19 protein-coding genes and 1 tRNA gene (1 of these 20 cut by a window edge) are annotated in these 19,103 nt (G+C 68.0%); 11 read left to right on the forward strand and 9 right to left on the reverse strand.

The genetic code is table 11. The features are described 5' to 3' along the window. Positions 1–256 carry the beginning of a rhomboid family intramembrane serine protease gene (locus tag ACW17Y_RS11915; protein ID WP_492035912.1) on the reverse strand. It extends 428 nt beyond the left edge of the window, so the window shows 256 of its 684 coding nt (coding positions 1–256); the start codon lies at positions 254–256; the stop codon falls past the left edge of the window. A 128-nt stretch (positions 257–384) separates the two neighbouring features. Here ACW17Y_RS11915 and hfaA point away from each other — a divergent pair, with 128 nt between their 5' ends. The 4 genes from hfaA to ACW17Y_RS11935 are packed head-to-tail and all read left to right on the forward strand — an operon-like array spanning position 385 to position 5,983. Then, the gene (hfaA, locus tag ACW17Y_RS11920) at positions 385–819 is read left to right on the forward strand and encodes a holdfast anchoring protein HfaA (protein ID WP_492035913.1); all 435 of its coding nucleotides are present in this window, start codon (positions 385–387) and stop codon (positions 817–819) included. Beyond that, positions 816–1,829, forward strand: coding sequence for a holdfast anchoring protein HfaB (hfaB, locus tag ACW17Y_RS11925; RefSeq protein WP_492035914.1), 1,014 nt, complete (start codon positions 816–818; stop codon positions 1,827–1,829). The genes hfaA and hfaB overlap by 4 nt, the downstream gene beginning before the upstream one ends. Beyond that, entirely contained in the window at positions 1,756–3,000 is a 1,245-nt protein-coding gene (gene hfaD, locus ACW17Y_RS11930; protein WP_492035915.1) for a holdfast anchor protein HfaD, read from the forward strand. The genes hfaB and hfaD overlap by 74 nt, the downstream gene beginning before the upstream one ends. Before the next feature lie 40 nt (positions 3,001–3,040). Next, on the forward strand, positions 3,041–5,983 hold the full coding sequence (locus tag ACW17Y_RS11935; protein WP_492035916.1) for a M16 family metallopeptidase: 2,943 nt from the start codon (positions 3,041–3,043) through the stop codon (positions 5,981–5,983). Positions 5,984–6,118: 135 nt separating this feature from the next. On the opposite strand, the gene ACW17Y_RS11940 is transcribed toward ACW17Y_RS11935, so the two are convergent. Next, positions 6,119–7,024, reverse strand: a complete 906-nt coding sequence (locus ACW17Y_RS11940; protein ID WP_492035917.1) for a hypothetical protein — start codon at positions 7,022–7,024, stop codon at positions 6,119–6,121. Positions 7,025–7,165: 141 nt separating this feature from the next. Here ACW17Y_RS11940 and ACW17Y_RS11945 point away from each other — a divergent pair, with 141 nt between their 5' ends. After that, positions 7,166–7,693 (forward strand): PAS domain-containing protein, encoded by a 528-nt coding sequence (locus ACW17Y_RS11945; protein WP_492035918.1) that lies wholly within the window; start codon positions 7,166–7,168, stop codon positions 7,691–7,693. Here the strand turns inward: ACW17Y_RS11945 and ACW17Y_RS11950 are convergent. Continuing rightward, a complete protein-coding gene (locus ACW17Y_RS11950; RefSeq protein ID WP_492035919.1) occupies positions 7,690–8,217 on the reverse strand; it encodes a gamma carbonic anhydrase family protein in 528 nt (175 codons plus the stop codon). The two genes, ACW17Y_RS11945 and ACW17Y_RS11950, sit on opposite strands and share 4 nt — an antisense overlap. Before the next feature lie 290 nt (positions 8,218–8,507). Here ACW17Y_RS11950 and ACW17Y_RS11955 point away from each other — a divergent pair, with 290 nt between their 5' ends. Then, positions 8,508–9,296: a PhoH family protein gene (locus tag ACW17Y_RS11955; RefSeq protein WP_492038292.1), complete on the forward strand. Its 789-nt coding sequence runs from the start codon at positions 8,508–8,510 to the stop codon at positions 9,294–9,296. A 71-nt stretch (positions 9,297–9,367) separates the two neighbouring features. Here ACW17Y_RS11955 and ACW17Y_RS11960 read toward each other — a convergent pair whose 3' ends face one another. From ACW17Y_RS11960 to ACW17Y_RS11970, 3 genes are all read right to left on the reverse strand, one after another. Continuing rightward, positions 9,368–9,766, reverse strand: coding sequence for a DoxX family protein (locus ACW17Y_RS11960; protein ID WP_492035920.1), 399 nt, complete (start codon positions 9,764–9,766; stop codon positions 9,368–9,370). 56 nt (positions 9,767–9,822) lie between these two features. Beyond that, positions 9,823–10,560, reverse strand: a complete 738-nt coding sequence (locus ACW17Y_RS11965) for a pirin family protein (RefSeq protein WP_492035921.1) — start codon at positions 10,558–10,560, stop codon at positions 9,823–9,825. Between the two features lie 274 nt (positions 10,561–10,834). Beyond that, the gene (locus ACW17Y_RS11970; protein ID WP_492035922.1) at positions 10,835–11,581 is read right to left on the reverse strand and encodes an SIMPL domain-containing protein; all 747 of its coding nucleotides are present in this window, start codon (positions 11,579–11,581) and stop codon (positions 10,835–10,837) included. A gap of 211 nt (positions 11,582–11,792) precedes the next feature. On the opposite strand from ACW17Y_RS11970, the gene ACW17Y_RS11975 reads away from it, so the two are divergent. Further along, positions 11,793–11,868 (forward strand) — tRNA-Ile (locus tag ACW17Y_RS11975). A gap of 90 nt (positions 11,869–11,958) precedes the next feature. Here ACW17Y_RS11975 and ACW17Y_RS11980 read toward each other — a convergent pair. From ACW17Y_RS11980 to ACW17Y_RS11990, 3 genes are all read right to left on the reverse strand, one after another. Beyond that, positions 11,959–12,786: an outer membrane protein gene (locus ACW17Y_RS11980; RefSeq protein ID WP_492035923.1), complete on the reverse strand. Its 828-nt coding sequence runs from the start codon at positions 12,784–12,786 to the stop codon at positions 11,959–11,961. 119 nt (positions 12,787–12,905) lie between these two features. After that, a complete protein-coding gene (locus ACW17Y_RS11985) occupies positions 12,906–14,366 on the reverse strand; it encodes a right-handed parallel beta-helix repeat-containing protein (protein WP_492035924.1) in 1,461 nt (486 codons plus the stop codon). 15 nt (positions 14,367–14,381) lie between these two features. Next, complete coding sequence (locus ACW17Y_RS11990; RefSeq protein ID WP_492035925.1) at positions 14,382–15,854, reverse strand: tetratricopeptide repeat protein; 1,473 nt, start codon at positions 15,852–15,854, stop codon at positions 14,382–14,384. Positions 15,855–16,112: 258 nt separating this feature from the next. On the opposite strand from ACW17Y_RS11990, the gene ACW17Y_RS11995 reads away from it, so the two are divergent. The 4 genes from ACW17Y_RS11995 to ACW17Y_RS12010 are packed head-to-tail and all read left to right on the forward strand — an operon-like array spanning position 16,113 to position 19,081. After that, positions 16,113–16,607 carry a GAF domain-containing protein gene (locus tag ACW17Y_RS11995; RefSeq protein ID WP_492035926.1) on the forward strand — a complete coding sequence of 165 codons (495 nt, stop codon included), beginning with the start codon at positions 16,113–16,115 and terminating at the stop codon, positions 16,605–16,607. A gap of 6 nt (positions 16,608–16,613) precedes the next feature. Beyond that, positions 16,614–17,510 (forward strand): ROK family protein, encoded by an 897-nt coding sequence (locus ACW17Y_RS12000; protein WP_492035927.1) that lies wholly within the window; start codon positions 16,614–16,616, stop codon positions 17,508–17,510. Between the two features lie 57 nt (positions 17,511–17,567). Beyond that, the gene (locus ACW17Y_RS12005; protein WP_492035928.1) at positions 17,568–18,245 is read left to right on the forward strand and encodes an SDR family NAD(P)-dependent oxidoreductase; all 678 of its coding nucleotides are present in this window, start codon (positions 17,568–17,570) and stop codon (positions 18,243–18,245) included. 2 nt (positions 18,246–18,247) lie between these two features. Continuing rightward, positions 18,248–19,081 (forward strand): HpcH/HpaI aldolase/citrate lyase family protein, encoded by an 834-nt coding sequence (locus tag ACW17Y_RS12010; protein ID WP_492035929.1) that lies wholly within the window; start codon positions 18,248–18,250, stop codon positions 19,079–19,081. Positions 19,082–19,103: the final 22 nt, after the last annotated feature.

Here is a 19,103-nt window from a genome sequence, read left to right on the forward strand (position 1 = left end):
GCGCGCCGAAGGTCAGGGCCGCCACGGCGTTCATCAGGGCGTGCACCCATCCGCCATGCACCAGCATGGAGGTGACCAGTCCGCCGTACCGCCCCTCGGCAAGGTCTGCGGGTGCAAAGGCCAGCCCCAGCCAGTTGTCGCGGGACCGCTCCTGAAAGACGTAAAGCGCCGGCATCGAGGCGGCCAGCAACACCGCCAGCAGCGGGGCATTGAAGATGCGTTCCCTAGGGGGCGGACCGGCGAATCGATCGGGCATCGGCTCCATCCGGCTCAAATGCGGAAAGAACTAACCAATCTCAAGCGCTTCTTAATAACCATAACTCACTTTGGCACGCGGACCGCGACCTTGCGGCCGCTAACCGTGTTCGCGTGGGATTGGCCGAAATGCTGTTGAAGAGGACGTCCATCGCCCTGCTGACCGTCGCTTTGGCGGCTCCGGGCGCGGCCCTGGCCCAGACGAGCGGCTCGGCCGGCCTGTCGAGCATGCAGAACGGCTACGGCGGCGCGCGGCAATCGGTCAGCGCGGCCCAGACCGGATCGACGCGGGATGCCAACGGCAATCGCCTGATCGTCGATGGGATCATCCAGGCCGGCGCCTCGGCCTACTCCCGCCAGTCCGGCGGCGTGTCGAACACCTACTCCGGCGGCGTCGGCAACGGACAGGGCACGACAATCGCGGGCTCGACCGCCATCGGCAACAATCTGAACGTGGTGGTCCAGGGCAGCCACAACACGGTCATCGTCAACTCGCGTCAGACCAATACAGGCAATGTCACCGCCCGAACGGATCTGACCGGCACCCTGACAGGCTTCGAATGATCGCGCGCACCCTTCGTCCCCGGCTGAGGAGCGGCGTCGTAGCCCTCGCGGCCGCGGCACTCCTGTCCGCCTGCGTCAGCCCCGTGGCGGGGCCTGGCGGCCTTTACGCCCGGCCGATCGGCAATGCGCCGGTGACAGCGAACCCGACGCCCTACTCCCCGGCGCTCTATTGCCTCGCCGACTACGCCCGGCGCTACAACCTGCCCTCGCCCCGCATGGCGATCGGCCGAATCAGCGACTACACGGGCACGGTTTCCGCCGACGGCGGCCGACAGATCACCGGCGGCGCCTCGTTGATGGCCTTCTCCGCCCTCGCCAAGTCGGGCGCGCGGATGGTCGAGCGCTATGACACCGCAATCTCCGAGATGGAGCTGCGCTACGCCAACAACCGCCTGATCGGCGACGAAGGCCCCGATCAGCCCGCGGACGCCAACTATCGCCGCATCCTGGCGGGCCAGGTGCCGGGCTCTGACTTCTACATCGTCGGCGGCATCACCGAGGTGAACTACAACATCCGCTCGGCCGGCTTCGACGCCGCCGTGGGGGAAACCGACACCGACGTCCCCGGCTCCGGCATCATCCAGGGCAAGATCTATGTGATGAACATCGCCATGGATCTGCGCCTGGTCCAGACGACCACGCTCGAAGTCGTCGATGTCATCTCCTACCAGAAGCAGATCATCGGCCGCGAAATCTCCGCCGGGGTGTTCGACTTCCTCAACGGCAACGTCTTCGACGTCTCGGCCGGCACGGGCGGCATGGAGCCGGTCCAGCTGGCGGTTCGCGCCCTGATCGAACGGGCGACCGTGGAGATGATGGCGAATCTGTATGGCGCGCCGGGTCCCGAAGTCTGCCTCAACGCCGCCAACGACCCTCTGAACACGGTGGGCGCGACTGGCGGCTACTACGCCGCCTACGACAACACGGGAACGAACAATGGCCAGACTCGCGCCGAACCGTCTCGCTGGCACGCTGGCCGCGACGGCGATGTGCGTCGCAGCCGCTACTGAGGTCTTCGCCCAGGACCGTTCGATCGTCCTGAATCAGCAGCTTCAGCTCGGCGACGTCATCGCGGGCCAGACCCTGAACGTTGAGGACGCCACCGGAGAGGTGGGCGTGAACAACGCTGCCCAGGGCAACAGCCTGTCCGGCTCGGTCGAGAACGACGCCCTCAGCCTGAGTTCGACCCAGACGATGCGGGGCAATACCCGCGCGACCACGACGATGACCCTGACCGGCGACACCGAGGGGCCCGTCAATGCGACGACCCAGGCGCGCGGCAACTATCTGGCCGCCGGGGCCTACGGCGCGGATCTGACGATCGAGTCGACCCAGACGGTCGACCCTTCCGAGGTCACGGCCTCATCCACGATCACGGGATCCTCCGCGCGCCTGATCGGCGGCGCCTCGGTCGGCGTCACCGCCATCGCCAACTCGACCGCCATCGGGGCCAGCGGCTCCCATGTCGAAGGCACGGTGATCCAGAACTCCGCCGCCGGTGTCCGCGCCTCCAACTTCGCCGGCACCCGGTACATCCCCGAGACCGGTGAGTTCATCAGCCAGTCGATCGGCAACTCCGTCCTGGTCAACTCCGGACTCGCGTCGAGCCAGGACCTGACCATCCGCCAGCGTCAGGCCGGCGACCAGGTCACGGCCTCCACCAGCGCCAACTCCGGCAACACCTGGGATCTGGCCGGCCGGGCCCGGGCCACGGGCAACCAGGCGGTGCTCTACAATCAGGGCGGCTCGGCCGTCGTGACGACCGACCAGTCGAACCTGTCGCAGATCCAGACCGCCAGCCGTGTCACCAGCTACGACTTCGGCGCAGCGACCTCGAACGCGTACGGGACCGGCAACGAGGTCTCGATCGGCAACAACGATCGCTATCTGGAGATCGACAATTCCCAGGTGAACTCCGGCGGCGTGGAGGTCGCGTCGACCTTTGAGGGCACGAACGGCTACGACGCCTATGTCGCGGCCGAGGCCGTCGGCAACTCGGTCACGGGCTACGCCTGCTCCGCGTGCGACGGCACGATGGACGTCACGAACGCCCAGACGAACTCCGGAAACGTCTCGGCTACCGCCTCCACGACGATCCGCGGCAGCGGCCGTTCGGTGGCGACCGGCGCAAACGCCGTCGGAAATACGGCGACCTTCTACGTCTCGCGTCCCGGAACCTGACGTAAAGTTCATTTTACACCCGCGGCGGTTCGGAGCGAAGATGACGACAACCGACGGGGGCCGTCGGGTTCATATCGTCATCTCTGTTCGGCCGCGCCTGCCCCGGCTCGGCGACCGTTCCACCGGAGCCTGCATGTCCAACGCCCGTCGCCTTCTTCTCGTCGCCGCCTCCGGGCTGGCGCTCCTTGCGGCCATGCCCGCCGCCGCCCAGACGGCCCAGCCCTCGTCCCCGTGGGCCCAGGCGGCCAGCGACATTCCCGCCGATTCGAACGTTCGCTTCGGCGTCCTGCCCAACGGCATGCGCTACGCCATCCTGCGCAACGCCACGCCTCCGGGCCAGGCGAGCCTGCGCCTGCGCATCGCCGCCGGGTCGCTGATGGAGAACGACGACCAGCAGGGCCTTGCCCACTTCATGGAGCATATGGCCTTCAACGGGACGACCAATATCCCGGAGAACGAGCTGCTGCGCATCCTGGAGCGTCTGGGCCTGGCCTTCGGCGCCGACACCAATGCGGCAACGGGCTTCGACCAGACCTTCTATCAACTGGAGCTGCCGCGCACGAATGACGAGACGGTCGACACGGCTCTGCGCATCATGCGCGAGCAGGTCTCCGAAGCCCTGATGAACCCCGATGACATCGACGCCGAGCGCAACGTCATCGTCGGCGAGGAGCGGACCCGCAACACGCCGGGCCTGCGCTCCGCCAAGGCCCAGTTCGCCCTCCTGGCGCCCGGACAGCGGATGTCGAACCGCCTGCCGATCGGCGACATGGACATTATCCGCACGGCGCCGCGCGAGCGTTTCGTCGAATTCTATGAGGCCTACTACCGCCCGTCGCGCGCCACCTTCCTGGCCGTCGGCGACTTCGACGTCGATCAGATGGAAGCCAAGATTCGCGGCGCCTTCGAGAGCTGGCAGCCCAAGGCGGCCGACGGCCCGAACCCGGACCTGGGCCAGGTCGCACCGCGTGGTCCCGAGACCCGTATTCTGGTCGAGCCCGGCATCCAGTCGTCGATCCAGCTGAACTGGACGCGCGCGCCCGACCTGGACCCCGACACCGTGGCGGAGCGCAGCTCGCGCATCGTGCGCAATCTTGGACTGGCCGTACTGAATCGTCGTCTTGGCGAACTGGCACGCGCGGACAACCCGCCCTTCATCGGCGCAGGCGCCTCCAGCTCGACCCTGTTCGACAGTGTCGACCTCGGTTCGGTCTCGGCCAGCTTCAACCCGGGCGGCCTGCAGCGCGCGCTCGAGACGATCGAGCAGGAAACCCGCCGCCTGCAGGAATTCGGCGTCACCGACGCCGAGATTGAGCGCGAGATTACCGACAACCGCACGGCGCTGGAAAACGCCGTGGCCGCCGCCGCGACGCGGACCACGCCCGCGCTGGTGGACGGCCTGCTCGGCGCGACCAACGACGATCGCGTCTTCGCCGCGCCCCAGACCAACCTCGACATCTTCAACGCCGCCGTTCAGGGCCTGACGGCCGCCACGGTCGACGCGGCGGTCAAGGCCGCCTTCGAAGGCCAGGGGCCCCTCGCTCTCGTCGTCACGCCGGAACCGATCGAGGGCGGCGAAGCCGGGGTCACGGCCATGCTGCAGGCCTCGCAGGCCACGCCGGTCACCGCGCGCGCGGTACAGGCGGCGCTTGAGTGGCCCTACGCCGACTTCGGCGCAGCGGCTGAGCCCACGGCGCGTCGTGAGATCGCCGAACTCGGCGCCACGGTCGTCACCTTCGCCAACGGCACGACCCTGACCGTCAAGCCGACGACCTTCCGCGACGAGCAAATCCTGGTCAGCGTCCGCACCGGTCTCGGCGAGCTGGGCCTGCCGACCGACCGTCAGGACCCGCAGACCCTGGCCGGGTTCGTCTTCACATCCGGCGGTCTGGGCAAGCTGACCGCCGACGAGCTGAACCGCGTGCTTAGCGGCCGGATCTACGGCGCCAACTTCTCGGTGGACGGCGACGCCTACCAGTTGTCGGGCGCCACCCGTCCGCAGGATCTGGCGCTCGAGATGCAGGTGCTGACCGCCTATCTGACCGATCCGGGCCTGCGTCCCGCCCCGTTCGAACAGATCAAGGCATTGTTCCCGCAGATCATCGCCCAGCAGATGGCTACCCCGGCCGGCGCCTTCGGCATCCTGTCGTCGGGCCTGCTGGCGTCCGGCGACCCGCGCCAGACCTTCCCGAGCGCCCAGGACATCGGCGGCTGGACAATGGACCAGCTCAAGAGCGGCCTGACCGCAGGCTTGGCGCAAGGCCCGGTCAACGTCGTCATGGTCGGCGACGTCACAGTGGACGACGCCATCGCGGCAGTCGGTTCGACGCTCGCCGCCCTGCCCGCCCGTCCCGCCTTGCCGACGCCCCCCGCCGGCGCTGACGTCCTTCGCTTCCCGGCTGGAACGCCCGAACCTGTCGTCCTGCGCCACACCGGTCCGGCCGAACAGGCCCTCGGCTACATCGCCTGGCCGACGGTGGACTCCGTTGATGACCGCACCGATGCGCGCCTGGCTGGTCTCCTGTCGGCAGTGATGGAACTGCGGGTCCTCGACGAAATCCGGGAGAAGCAGGCCCTGGCCTATTCGCCGGGCTCCAGCGCCTCGTCGTCGGACGTCTACGCTGGTTATGGCTCGATCACCGTCACCGCACAGACGACGCCGGAGAACCAGGCGAAGTTCTTCGATGCGGTCGACGTCATCACCGCCTCGCTGCGTGACACGCCGATCACCGAGGATGAACTGACCCGCGCCCGTGCGCCCCAGGTCGAGGCCCTGCGCCGCAGCCAGGCGGGCAACGACTACTGGCTGGGTCAGCTCAGCGACGTTGCGGGCGATGCTGACGCCGTTGCCGAGGTCACGAGCCACATCTCCGACATCGAGGGCTTCACGGTCGCGGACATCCAGGCCGCCGCCCGGCGCTGGCTTGTCGATTCGAAGTCGTGGCGCGCCTCGGTGCTGTCTTCGAACGCTCCGGCCCAGTAGGAAGGAAAAAGGCCCCGGGGCTTTCGCTCCGGGGCCAAGTCTTCACTCAGGATCGCCGGCGATGACCGACGATCGAACATTACCCGTCAGCGGATGCCCCCAGGCTGAACAGCCCGTTGTCCGCTGTTCAGGTCTCTAGAAGACCCGTCCGCCGACCCCGCCGTCCAGCATCATGGTCGCGCCGACGATGGAGGCGCCCTGGGCCATCACGGTCTCCTCGCGGTATTCGGTGTAGGTTTCCTCGCGGATCCAGGTGACCACCTTCACGCCCGCGCCGTAGCGGCGCAGCAGGGACCGCTCGTTGCAGTCGCGTTCCGGACGCTGGACCCGGCAGATGATTCCGCCGGACCGGTCGCGCCACAGGGCGTTCCCCTTCTCGCAGGCGAAGGTTTCGCCGCCCTGACCGCCGTGGCCGACCTGACCCGACCACTCGGACCATGTGACCTGCAAATGGGTGCCGGCGATGCAGCGGAACAGTTCGCCCTCATAGCTGTCGGCGATGTCGCGATCCGGAATGACCTGCGACGCCGGATGCGGGATGTCGCGATCGTCGATGCAGAAGGCCTGGATGACGACACGCTTCTCCCAGCGTCGGCGAGCCTCGTAGGGCACGCGCACGACCTGGGCGACCGCCCCGGCCTCGACGTTCAGGTTCTGGATGACCGTGGGATAGGGCTGCTCGACGCTGAAATAGGCCGAGCCGCCGCCACCGCCGCGCAGGTTGCCGTAGCCGCCCACGCGAGCGTTGATCCGGGCGCGCGCAGCCGCCGAAGCGTTGGAGTTGGCGTTCGCATTGACGTTGACGTTGATGTTGATATCGCCCGGCGGCGGATAGGTCGGCGGCCCCGGATGCTCGCAGCAATCCGGCGGAGGGGGCGGCGGAGGCGGCGGAGGCGGCGGCTGGCAGCCCATGTCGCACGGCGGCGGAGGGGGCGGCGGACAGCCCGCCGTGCACTGGGCAGAGCCCGCAGCGCTGGCCAGGCTCCAGAGGCCGGCGGCTCCGGCCAGGGCCGGCAGCCAGGTCTTGATCCGCACCCGCATGGGCTGGCTCCTGCAAACAACAAGCGGCGTCGCGCGGGGCGCGGGCCAGTTCAGCCTGACATCTGGCGGCAAAGGTCTTTCGTTTCCGTTAGCTGAAGCCGCGGCCCAAGGTTTGCGCCGCCCCTCGCAAAGGCGAGGGCGATGTTTCATCCCGGCACGCAAAATCTGATCGACCACTGGGCCGCCCTGCCCGAGGCCGGCCGGATTCCCGCGCGCGCCGCGTTCGAGCCGATGAGGATGGGACGACTGGTCCCCCAGCTTTTCACCGCCGACCGGGCTTCGGAGGGCGCGACCTTCCGTCTGGCCGGCGCCTGGATCGAGACCCTGCACGCCCGCCCGATGCGCGGTGTGTCATGGCTGGAGCTTTGGGCTCCTGAAAGCCGGCCGCTGGTGGCCAGCGCTGTGGTTCAGACCTTCCGTGAAGCCCGCCCTGTCGTAATGGTCGCCGAAGCAGCCCGGCTGAGGGGGGTTCTGGAGATCGTCATCATGCCGATGCGCCAGCCGGACGGAACTCCCGACCGACTGATCGGCCTCTATCAGCCGGTGGCCGAACAGGAACGCCGCCGCGAGGCTGTCGGCCCGTTGACCGCCCGCCTGTCGATCGGTGTGGGCATGCCCAGCCGCGCGCCTCTGACGCTGGCGGCGCTGGACGGACGACGGATCGCCTAGATTTTCTTCAGCTCCGCCGCATACCGCTTCCAGTTCTGCACATAGTGCCCGGCCGAGGCCGTCAGCGCGGCGATCTGTCCCTCGTCCAGTTCGCGGGCGACCTTGCCGGGCTGGCCCATGACCAGAGAGCCGTCGGGGATGACCTTGCCTTCAGGGATCAGGGCATTGGCGCCGATCAGACAGTTCTTGCCGATCACCGCCCGGTTCAGGATCACAGCGCCGATGCCGATCAGGCTGTTATCTCCGATCGTGCACCCGTGAAGCATGACCTTGTGCCCCACGGTCACGTCGCGGCCGATGGTCAGGGGCGAGCCGGGGTCGGAATGCAGGACGCTGCCGTCCTGGATGTTCGTATTCTCGCCGATGATCATCGTCTCGTTGTCGGCCCGGACTGTGGCCCCGAACCAGACGCTGGCGCCGGACTTCAGAATCACGTCTCCTATGACGACAGCATTGTCCGCGATCCAGTATTCGCCTTCCGGCGGAAGCTGCGGTTTCTTGTCCGCCAGCGAATAGATCGTCATCGAAACATCACCTTATTCTCAAGCAAATGAGGGCTTTAACCCTTCGCTAACCACGATAGCATCAATCTGTTGATGCGATTCGAGGTCGCCATTTCGGCCCCGAGTCCGAAGCCGGATCAATCCCGGTCCGGTCAGATGTCGGGGGACGTAGTGCAGCGTTCGGGTCCGCGGCGGGCATGCCCGCCGGATGTGGGATACATCTCCGACCCCGGATGCGCTGTCTGCGCCTCCTCTCCCCTCCCCAACCTCGTTCGAGGCGATGCTTTCGCAGCATCGCCTTTTTTCATGCCCTGGAGGCACTGATGACCAAGCGTGCAGCCCTGAAGCGTCAATCCCGCGAAGGCGGAGCCTTTGACGGACCCGACTATGGCCAGGATGCAAAAGTCCGCCGCTTGCCGACACCACACACCCGAGGGGGATGGTCGCCGCATCCGTCCAACGACGACCGCGACCAGGCCTATCTGAAGACGCTGAAGCCCAAATCCGAGGGCCAGGCCGCGCTGCTGAACGCCATCGACACCTCCAACCTGTGTGTGGCGCTCGGCCCGGCAGGCACGGGCAAGACCTATCTGGCGGTCGCCAAGGCGGTTGAGGCGCTGGAAGCCGGCAAGGTCGGACGTATCGTCCTGTCCCGTCCCGCCGTGGAGGCCGGCGAATCGATCGGCTTCCTGCCCGGCGCCATGGAGGACAAGCTGGCTCCCTATCTGCGCCCCCTTTACGACGCCCTGTCCGACCGGCTGACGATGAAGCGGGTCGGCGCCCTGATGGCCGAGGGTCTGATCGAGATCGCGCCAGTCGGCTATATGCGCGGCCGCACGCTGAACAACGCCTTCATCGTCATCGATGAGGCCCAGAACTGCACCTATGTGCAGCTCAAGATGCTGCTGACGCGGCTGGGCTGGCATTCGACGATGGTGGTGACGGGGGATCCGGGACAGACGGACCTGCTGCCCTCGCTGTCGGGGCTGGCGGATATCGCGCAACGGCTGGAGGCGGTGCCGGAGATTGCGGTGGTGCGCCTGGCCGAGGGCGACATCGTGCGTCACCCGCTGGTCGCGAGCATGATCGGGGTTCTCTGACCTCACCGACGGACAAGGAAAAGGCCGGCGGATCGCAGGATCCGCCGGCTTTCTTCATTTCATTGAGGCGTTCAGCGCTTCTTCGCACCGTCCAGGCTCCAGGCCCCGGGGCCCGAAGTGACGAGGTAGAGGAAGATGAAGCAGAACAGGATGGCCGCATCGCCGCCGTTGACGGCGGGGTACAGGCCGGAGGGCGCGTGGAACATCCAGTAGGCCACCGCCATCATGCCCGACAGGACGAAGGCGGTCGGCCGCGTGAACAGGCCGAGGATGATCAGGAGACCGCCCACCGTCTCAAGGATGCCGCCGATGCCCAGAAGGGTGGCGATCTCCTGCTGGCCCGGCTGGGCGCCCTCGGGGAAGCCGAACAGCTTGATGACACCGTGGGCCATAAAGGTGAGGCCAGTGACGATGCGGAGGATCGCCAGGGCCTGCGGTTGGTATTTCGATGCGCCGTTGAAGAAGTTCATGTGTTTCGTCCCTGTCTGTAAGGATCGCGTTGAAGGATGCGGCCCGTATAGCGACGCTACGCCAAACGGGCCGCCGGGCAAGTCAGCCCTTGGACCCAGGCCGCGTCGACAAGGACGATCTCGGCGTCGTTGACGGCGGTGACCGTAATCGTGGCCTCGTTGGTGATTGCTGCGCCGTCGCGAGCGTTCAGCCGAACGCCATTGACCTCGACGTCGCCCCTGGCGGGCACCAGATAGCCGCGCCGGGACGCACCCAGCGGATAGGTCGCGCTTTCGCCGGCCTTCAGCGTCGCCGCGACCAGACGGGCGTCGGTGCGGATCGGCAGGGCATCGGCATCACCCTCGAAACCGGAGGCAAGGACGACGAACTGGCCCGAGCGGTCGCCCTTGGGGAAGGGTTTGGCGCCCCAGGCCGGGGCCTCGCCGCGCTTCGTCGGCTCGATCCAGATCTGGAAGATGCGCGTCAGGGTCGGCTCGGCGTTGTACTCGGCGTGACGGATGCCGGTGCCGGCGCTCATCACCTGGACGTCACCGGCCTCGGTACGGCCCTTGTTGCCCAGGCTGTCCTCGTGGGTGATCGCCCCTTCGCGGACATAGGTGATGATCTCCATGTCCGAGTGCGGATGGGGCGGGAAGCCCGAGCCGGCGGCGATCTCGTCGTCGTTCCAGACGCGCAGATTGCCCCAGCTCATGCGCGCGGGGTCATAGTAGTTGGCGAAGGAGAAATGGTGTTTGGCGTTCAGCCAGCCGTGGTTGGCGCCGCCCAGGCTCTCGAACGGTCTGCGCTCGATCATTGAAGTCTCTCCGGCCGCAGGACGTCCCGCAGCGCTGTTGCTCGGACGCTAACATAGGCGACCGGAAGAGAACTGCAACTGACAGTGTATCAGAAAAGATATCTCCCTCTTCCGTTGGGAGAGGGAGGGCTCGCACAGCGGCGATCGCCGTCGTCCTAGCGCGGTCGGGTGAGGGTTGTGAGTCACCGGGGACGCACGACCCTCACCCTTTCGGCTGGCGCATCGCTGCGCTCTGGGAGCCTCAAGCCCTCTCCCAACGGGAGAGGGTCAGCCGTTAGTTGCCAAGATCATACGTCCCGGTGATGTCGATCCGCACCGCCATCTCGCCGGCGGCGACCGGGGTCGAGGCGCTGTCGGCCATGGCCATGCGGGCGCCGCTGTAAAGAACCGGCGGCTGCGGCTGATACCCGCCGCCTTCGTTCAGCGAACGGATGCCGCCCAGTTCGACGCCCAGGGCCTGGGCGTACAGCCGTGCCTTGTCCTGCAGGGCGCGGACGGCGAGGACGCGGGCCTGGTCCTCGGCGGCCTTTGGATCCTTCAGGCCGAAGGAGATGCCGTTGATCTGGTTGACGCCGGCGCCGACCACGGCGTCGGCCGTCGTGCCGACCTTCGTCAGATCGTTGATGATCACCGTGACCTGGTTGGAGGCCTGATATCCGCGCAGGCGGGGCGGCTGGTTCTCGACGTAGTCGTATTGCGCCGACAGGTTCAGGCCCGAGGTCTGGATATCGCGGTCGGCAATGCCGGCGCGGCTGAGGGCGGCGAAGACTTCCTGCATGCGGCGGGCGTTGTCGGCCATGGCGGCCTGGGCCGTCGGGGCCTCCGTCTGAACGCCGAACGTGATGGTGGCCATGTCGGGCGCGACCCGGACCTCGCCATAGGCGGACAGGTTGAGGGCGGGCTGGGCGGCCATGGCGTGCACCTGCATGGGCGTGGTGGGGGCGGACTGGGCGAAGGCGGCCGGGGCCGCGAAGGCCGTCAGGGCAGCGCCCAGCATCAGGGCCTTGAAGGTGCGGGTCATTGAAGAATCCTCATCGAGAACGAAACTGGTGACGGCCCCCGTTCTCTGCGCAGGCCGTGGCGGAACCTTGGCCTTTAACGCCTGAACGACGGGGATGGTCGCATCGGCAGAAACCGTTCATCGGGATGAATTCGCCGACAGGGTCCGGGCTCTTTCCCGGCGCTCCGCCCCCTGCTAGGCGGGTCGTCCGCCCCAGGTCCGGGCGTTTCGGGGGCGCGTAGCTCAATGGTTAGAGCCGACCGCTCATAACGGTCTGGTTGGGGGTTCGAGTCCCTCCGCGCCTACCACCCTCCCTGACAGAATGACGGCCCGGCCCCCTCAGGAGGGGAGCCGGGCCGTCGGGAGCGCTCCGGGGGGAGAGACGCTCAGCCACAAACCTAGAAGCGGACGGAGGCCGTCACGCGGAAGGAATGCAGTTCGATCGAGTCGCTGGACCGGATCTGGTTCGTGCCGGCCGGATTGACCAGCAGGAAGGGGTTGGTCGCCGGGGCAGTGCCCGGGCCGGTGCGGACGACCAGCGGATCGTTCACGTCGAGGTCGGAATAGAGATATTCGACACCCACGGTGATGTTGCTGGTCAGCCATTTCTCGACGCCCGCGCCGACCTGGAAGCCATCGGCGTCGCCGGTGCTGCGGGTCGGGCTGAAGCTGTTGGCGGCGTTGGAGGTCGAGTAGGTGTTCTCGACCTGGGCCATCGCATAGCCGGCGGTGACGTAGGGCAGATAGGCGCCCATGGCGTAGCCGACGCGACCGCGAACGGCGGCGAGCGAGGTCACTTCGCGTTCGAAGGTGTAGCTGGCCGGCGTGGTCGAGAAGGCGGTGACGGCGTCTTCGGCGCCCGCGATACCGGCCTCACCGACGACGCCGAAGACCCAGGATCCGGCCTGGAAGTCATAGCCGCCACGGATGCCGACCTCGCCATTGCCGTTCTCGTCATCGCGGCAGCCGGCGGCGGCGTTGTTGGCGTTCGGGTTGCCGTCACAGAAGCCCGGCGAGAACGCGTCGGCCGCCGTCGTGGTGCGGACAGTGTCGCCGTAGGACCCGTCCAGGTTGGTGTCGAACAGGATGCGCTCGTCCTCGTCCTGGGACGGCATGAGGTATCCGGCATAGCCGCCGATGTAGGGGCCGGACCAGTCCTGGGCGGAGGCGGGCACGGCGACCAGGGCGAGGGCAGCCGCGCTCACGGCGGCGAAGGTCTTGATCATAAACGTTTTCCTTCAAGCGGCCGGAGAGGGCCTTACACAAGGAGATACGCAGTCAGACCTTTTTGGACGCACGGCGGCCGTGTTTTTGCCTCGGGCGCAGCAACCGGCCGCTATCGAGGCTACCGCCGCCAGCGATCCTCGCCCCGGATGCGACCACCGTCGACATAGCGGCCGTTGGAATCGTACCAGCCGTCGCCCTGCTGGAAGCGACCGTAGTTGTCCGGCATGTACGAATAGTCGTCGTAGGGATCGCCATAGGCGCCGTCCATCTCGTCCCACCAGTCGCGGGGATAGGCGGTGAACTGGCAGTCGTAGCCCTGGTCCGGACGCTGGTACCACTGGGGCGCATAGCGGTCGCGGTAACGGGGCTCCCAGCGCGGGCGGCACAGTTCATCGGACCAGACCCGGTTGCCCGAGGCGTCAAGGGTGGCGCGGTACTCGCGATCGAAGACCTCGCGCATGCCGACGAAGGTATTGTTGGTGACGATGGCCCGGCCGGACTGCAGCGCCACGCCGACCGAGCCGGCGCGGACGCGGCTGTCGGTCAGGGTCAGTTCGCCGTTGTAGAGGACGGCGCCCTTGTCGGCCCGGCAGATCTTGGAGCCCGAGACCGTTACCGAGGCGCCCTCGACCGCGACGCCTTCGGAGAAGCCGCAGATTCTGGTGTTGACGACCTCGACCCGGCCGTAGTCGCGGCGCGACCGAACGGCCAGGCCGATGGAGCGCGGGCCAAAGTTGTTGGGTGTCTCGGCTCCGCTAAGGGTCACCGAATCGATGCGCGACGGATCAGCATTTCCGGGCACGATCTCGATGCCTGACTGGGAGCCGGAGATGACCGTCTCCCACAGGTTCAGGGTTGCGCCGTCGGCGACGATGGCCGGGGCGATGGTCTGGGCGTCGATGATGGTGTCGCGCAGATCGACCGCCCCGCCGTCGGCGTAGATGGCGGCCTCGTCGCCCGCATGGCGGATGCCGACGCGGTTGCCGACGATCTGGCCGCCGTAGCTGACGATACAGGCCGCGTCCCCGCCCCGGGGCGAGGCCAGAACCACGTCGCGCAGCTCCAGCCTCACGCCGGACGCGACGGTGATGCAGGGCAGGCCGTCGGGCGCCTGCAGCGTGATGGCCGAGCCTTCGCTCCAGCGGCGCGGGTCGAAGCCGCCCTCGCCAATGATGGTCATGGGCTTGTCGACGTTCAGCCAGCCCACGCAGGCGCCGCCACGCGCGCGGATGACCAGGGTGCCGCCGGGGCGCACGCGCTGGACAGCGGCCTCCACGCCGCCTGTGCCCGGATTGCCACCGCAGTCGATCAGGACGATTTCCTCGCCGCCGGGCGTGATCGGGCCGCCGTAGGGGGGCTGGTAGCCGGGAGTCCAGCCAGGCCGGTGGGTTCCGTAGTTCCAGCGGCGCGGCCGGTCCTGCCGCCGGCTCTGGCTCGCGGGCGGATCCAGCAGCAGGCCGAAGTTCGGGCGGGTCTGGCTTTCGACCCGGGCGGCGGTCTGTGCCTCGACCTCGGGCGCCGCGACCGTCAGCCCTGCCGCGATGGCGAGGGCGGATAGGGCGAGAGTGAACGTCTTCATCGGATCAGCCCCTCCTTAGCGGCGCTGCGAACGGGAAACCTGGGCCAGGACGGCCTGCAGGCGGGACGCGGACGGGCCGAAGCCGGCCAGCGCAGAATCGATGCGGAAGGCCACGGCCTCCGCCTTGTCCTGGTCGGCCACCCCGGCGACGCCGAGCGCGAAATAGGTCGACATGGCGAACTTGGCCTCGGGAGAGCCCTGTTTGTCCGCCTGCGAGTACCAGTGGAAGGCGCGGGCGTAGTCGGGCGGAACGCCGATGCCCTCGGAATACATGACCGCCAGCACCAGCTGCGCCTCGGACGAGCCGTTCACCGCCGCCAGCTGGATAGCGCGGACCATCTCCAGCCAGGAGAGCCGCGATTCCATATTGTGGCCGAGCATGGCCTCCAGCGACTGGATCTGGCGCGCCGACAGGTCGTTCGGGGCATTCTTCACGTCTTCGGTCACGCCGAGATAGCGCAGGGCGCGACCCACATGGACGAAGGGCAGCTCGGTCATCCGGCCCAGCGCATACTCATAGGCGTCGCCGCGCGGACGGCTCTCGTCCGAGAAGGGCACGCCCGAAGCCGGGGCCTCGTTCGGATAGAATTCGTAGGGCGGCACCCACTGGCGGGCCTTGGCCTCGACGAAGGCGCCGTAACGTGACCGGCCCGGCGAGGACCGTTCGAAGTCCTTGAGCAGGACATACGCCCCGACGTCGCCGGTCTGCACCGCGAGGTAGTTGTACAGGTAGGCGTCGACATCGTTACGGGGGAACAGGCTGACGGCGGCGTAGTAGCCGGCGCGGCGGCGATCGGGCTGGCCGCCGGCGTTGCGGCCCCAGGCCTCCCGCGCCTGGGCGTTGTCCTGAGGCTCGCCAAACGGGCCGTAGAGAGAGTCATGCAGGCGGGCCAGGGCGCGGAAGCCGTCGGCGTCCTGGGTCGACAGGACATAGATGATGCGGTTCCGGACCTCGGACTGCTCCTCCATCGTCATGCGGGAAAGCTGGAGGTCCAGCCGCTCATAGGCGACGTGGCGTTCCCAGGCCCGGCAGTCGTCGTAGCGTGAAACATTGCGCAGACCGCCGAAGAAGCCGCCGCGGTCCGCCCGGTTGATCGGGGCGTACCCCTCGTCATTGGCCAGGGCCATGCCGGTCCAGACCGCACTCTCGATCGGGTCCTCGATATTCTTGTCGGTGGCCCGCAAGGCGGCGTAGCGGGCGCCGAGCTCGAGCTGGGCGAAGAAGTCGCCACGGAAGGCCGCGCGTCGCAGCTGGCGCAGACCAGCTTCCTGCGCGTTGAATTCCGAGCCGGTGACGGACTGTGGTCGGGGGCAGGCGTTTGCGGCGGCGTTGTCGCCCTTGCGCCAGAAAGCCGGGCCGGTATCGCTGCAACTTGCCACGGCGCCGGCGGTAACGGCCAGAGCGGCGATGACGGCGACGGCCGTAATGGGCCCCCGCAAGCGGGCGCCTCGCGAGCGGTCGTCATCTCTGGCGTCGCGGTCGCGCATTCCCTCACCCGTTCCCCACGCAGCCCTACAGCGGCTCGGCGTTAACCATTTCCCAAACCAGCGGTCTGGTCCAGTGAACTTCCAATCATGGTTAACGCTGTTTTGCGACAAAGCGTTGCCGCAAGACGGCCAGAATCGCTGGTGGCCGCGCTTAGTCCACAGAAAACAGCGGTTTACGCTTGAGAGGCGAGCTCCTCTCGCATGCACGGGGCCTGCGTCCTATATGCCGCGCTCGCCTATCGAAGCGCTGGAGCCCGCATGTCCTACGTCGCCCGCGACGACCGCCCCGCCGACAAGGCGGCCCGTTATGCCGAGGTCGAGAGCGAGATCCTGGCGGTGCTGGACGGCGAGCCGAACGTGACCGCCCGGATGGCCACGGTGGCGTCGATGCTGGCCGATGCGTTCGAGGACTATTTCTGGACCGGCTTCTATGTCGTCGATCCGACGAAGGACCGGGAGCTTGTGGTCGGTCCCTACCAGGGCACGTTGGGCTGCCTGCGGATCGCCTTCGGGCGTGGGGTCTGCGGCGCGGCGGCCGAAACCCGTCAGACCCAGCTCGTCGAGGACGTCCACGCCTTCCCCGGTCACATCGCCTGCGACGGCCGGTCCGAGAGCGAGATCGTGGTTCCCGTGATCGACGCGTCAGGCGCGTTGATCGCGGTGTTCGACGTGGATGCGACCCGCAAGGCGGCCTTCGATGCGACGGACGCCGAGGCGCTGGAACGGTTGCTGGGCAAGGTATTCGGCGGCTAAGCCTGCTTGATGCGCATCGGGATCGACTTCGGCGGAACCAAGATCGAGGCCGTCGGACTGGACGCCAACGGCGCCATCCTGGCCCGCAGGCGGGTGCCCAATCCGGGATCCTATGACGCAGCCATCGAGGCGGTCGCGGACCTCGTCGCCTGGATCGAGACCGAAAGCGGCCGCACCGGAACGGTCGGCATGGGCACGCCGGGGTCGCGGTCGCCACGCACCGGCCTGATGCGGAACTCCAACTCGGTCTATCTGAACGGACGGCGTTTCGGCGACGATCTGGAGGCGCGGCTCGGGCGGCCGATCCGGCTGGCCAACGACGCCAACTGTCTGGCCCTGTCGGAGGCGACCGACGGGGCGGCGGCAGGGGCGAAGGTCGCCTTCGCCATCATCATCGGCACCGGCTGCGGCGGCGGCCTGGTTGTGGACGGATCGCTGGTCGAGGGCGTCGGCGGGGTCGCGGCCGAGATCGGTCACGTCAGCCTGCCCTGGCCGAGCGCCGACGAAGCGCCTGGGCCGAAATGCTGGTGCGGCCTGCACGGGTGCCTGGAGACCTGGGTGTCGGGGTCGGGCCTGCAGCGGGATCATCTGGAGCGGACGGGCCAGGCCCTGGACGCGCCGGGGATCGTGGCGGCTGCGCGCGCGGGCGAGGCGGCCTCGGTCGAAAGCCTGGACCGCTATGTCGACCGGCTGGGCCGGGCGATCGCGATGACCGCCAACCTCGTCGATCCCGACGTCTTCGTGCTGGGCGGCGGGATGTCGAACGTCACGGAACTGTACGAGCGGTTGCCTGCGGTGGTGGAGCGGTACGCCTTTTCCGACCACTGGGCCGGGCGGATCGCGCCGGCGGTGTGGGGCGATGCTTCCGGCGTGCGCGGGGCGGCGAGGCTGTGGCCTCTCTGACCTTCTCACTCCCATAGGGAGAGGGAGCGCGTTATGGCTTCACCAAGGAGACACCTCATGATCACCCGCACCCTCGTCGTCACCGGCGGCCACGGAATCCTCGGCAAAGCCGTCGTAGAGGCCGCGTTGGCCAACGGACTGAACGTTGCCCTGATCGACCATGCGACCGGCGAGGCGGCTCCGGACGGGGCGCTGGAGATCGGCGGGGTGGACCTGACCGACGCGGGCGCGACCGAGGCGGCGATGGCAAAAGTCGTCGAACGGTTCGGCGGCATCGACGCCCTGCTGAACGTCGCCGGCGGATTTGTGTGGCAGACCACCGAGGACGCCCACCCGGCGTGGGACAAGATGTTCGCCCTGAACCTGACCACCGCGCTGAACGCCAGCCGCGCCGCCCTGCCCCATCTGAAGGCTTCGGCCGAGGGCCGGATCGTCAATGTCGGGGCCAACGGCGCGCTCAAGGCGGCGGCGGGCATGGGGGCCTATGGCGCGTCCAAGTCTGCGGTGCATCGGCTGACCGAGGCCCTGGCCGAGGAGCTGAAATCGACCTCCGTGACCGTCAACGCCGTCCTGCCCTCGATCCTCGACACGCCCCAGAACCGCCAGGACATGCCCGACGCCGATCCGGCCAAATGGGTGCAGCCGTCCGATCTGGCCGAGGTGATGCTGTTCCTCGCCTCGCCGGCATCGCGCGCGATCACGGGCGCCCTGATCCCCGTCACCGGTCGCGTCTGACCGTGGACATCCCCCGCAGCCTGCTGTTCCTGCCCGCCTCCAACGCCCGCGCCGTCGAGAAGGCGCGCGGCCTGAACTGTGACCTGGCCGTGCTGGACCTTGAGGACGCGGTCGCGCCCGGGATGAAGGGCGAGGCGCGGGCGGCCGCCGTCGCGGCCGTCAAGGCCGGCGGATTCAAGGGCGCGGTCGGAGTGCGGGTCAATGCGCTGGGGACCGAATGGGGCGAGGCGGATCTGGAGGCGCTGGCCGGGCTGCCGCTCGACTGGATCGTCGCGCCCAAGGTCGAGGAGCCGGGGATCATCGACGCCTATGATGCGCGGCTGGATGAAAGCGTGCGCCTGTGCGCCATGATCGAGACGCCAAAGGCCGTGCTCGATCTCCAAAGTATCGCCGGCGCTGGAGGGCCGTTGCGGGCGCTCATGCTGGGGGTCAACGACCTCGCGGCGACGCTGGGAACCGGGGCGTCGAAGGATCGCGAACCGCTGAAGCCTTGGCTGGCGGCGACGGTGGCGGCGGCGCGGGCGAACGGGCTGGCGGCCATCGACGGGGTATTCAACGGATTGAGCGATCCGGATGGGCTGGCGGCTGAGTGCGCGCAGGGTCGGCTGTATGGTTTCGACGGCAAGAGCCTGATCCATCCGAACCAGATCCATGCGGCTCACGCGGCTTTTTCTCCGACCCCGGACGAAATCGCGGCGGCCCGGACCATCGTCGACGCCTTCGCCGCGCCGGAAGCCGAAGGATCGGGCGCGATCCGCGTCGCCGGCGCCATGGTCGAGCGGCTTCATCTGGCGCGGGCAAACGCCCTGCTGGCGCGCGCCGCTGCGAGCCGATAGAGCGATAGCCGAGCTCGGCGAA

It is taken from the genome of Brevundimonas sp. AVps7 (genome assembly GCF_058681545.1).